Raw genomic sequence first — 1,141 nt, forward strand, 5'->3', positions numbered from 1 at the left:
CCTCTCAGCAGGATTCCGTACATGTCAAGGGTAGGTAAGGTTTTTCGCGTTGCATCGAATTAATCCACATCATCCACCGCTTGTGCGGGTCCCCGTCAATTCCTTTGAGTTTTAATCTTGCGACCGTACTCCCCAGGCGGTCAACTTCACGCGTTAGCTACGTTACCAAGCCAATGAAGGCCCGACAACTAGTTGACATCGTTTAGGGCGTGGACTACCAGGGTATCTAATCCTGTTTGCTCCCCACGCTTTCGTGCATGAGCGTCAGTATTGGCCCAGGGGGCTGCCTTCGCCATCGGTATTCCTCCACATCTCTACGCATTTCACTGCTACACGTGGAATTCTACCCCCCTCTGCCATACTCTAGCCCGCCAGTCACAAATGCAGTTCCCAGGTTAAGCCCGGGGATTTCACATCTGTCTTAGCGGACCGCCTGCGCACGCTTTACGCCCAGTAATTCCGATTAACGCTTGCACCCTACGTATTACCGCGGCTGCTGGCACGTAGTTAGCCGGTGCTTATTCTTCCGGTACCGTCATCCCCCCGCCGTATTAGGGCTGAGGTTTTCTTTCCGGACAAAAGTGCTTTACAACCCGAAGGCCTTCTTCACACACGCGGCATTGCTGGATCAGGCTTGCGCCCATTGTCCAAAATTCCCCACTGCTGCCTCCCGTAGGAGTCTGGGCCGTGTCTCAGTCCCAGTGTGGCTGGTCGTCCTCTCAGACCAGCTACAGATCGTCGCCTTGGTAGGCCTTTACCCCACCAACTAGCTAATCTGCCATCGGCCGCCCCTGTAGCGCGAGGTCCCGAAGGAGCCCCCGCTTTCCTCCGCAGAGCGTATGCGGTATTAATCCGGCTTTCGCCGGGCTATCCCCCACTACAGGACACGTTCCGATGTATTACTCACCCGTTCGCCACTCGCCACCAGGGTTGCCCCCGTGCTGCCGTTCGACTTGCATGTGTAAGGCATGCCGCCAGCGTTCAATCTGAGCCAGGATCAAACTCTTCAGTTCAATGCCTGTTACTGTTTTTCGGTTGTTTTACCAACCGGTCGCTCACTCAACGTACTGACGAATGATCATCCTGTCTTTCAACAGGAAAACCTTCCTTTCATTACTGTGTGAGACTTGATACTTTCGCT

General features: G+C 54.4%; 1 rRNA gene. It reads right to left on the minus strand.

Going from position 1 to position 1,141, the window contains the following annotated elements:
• Positions 1–1,013 (minus strand): 16S ribosomal RNA (locus tag BUE39_RS33680); the annotation flags it as partial.
• Positions 1,014–1,141 lie beyond the last annotated feature (128 nt).

It is taken from the genome of Paraburkholderia terricola (assembly GCF_900142195.1).
Lineage (GTDB): Bacteria > Pseudomonadota > Gammaproteobacteria > Burkholderiales > Burkholderiaceae > Paraburkholderia > Paraburkholderia terricola.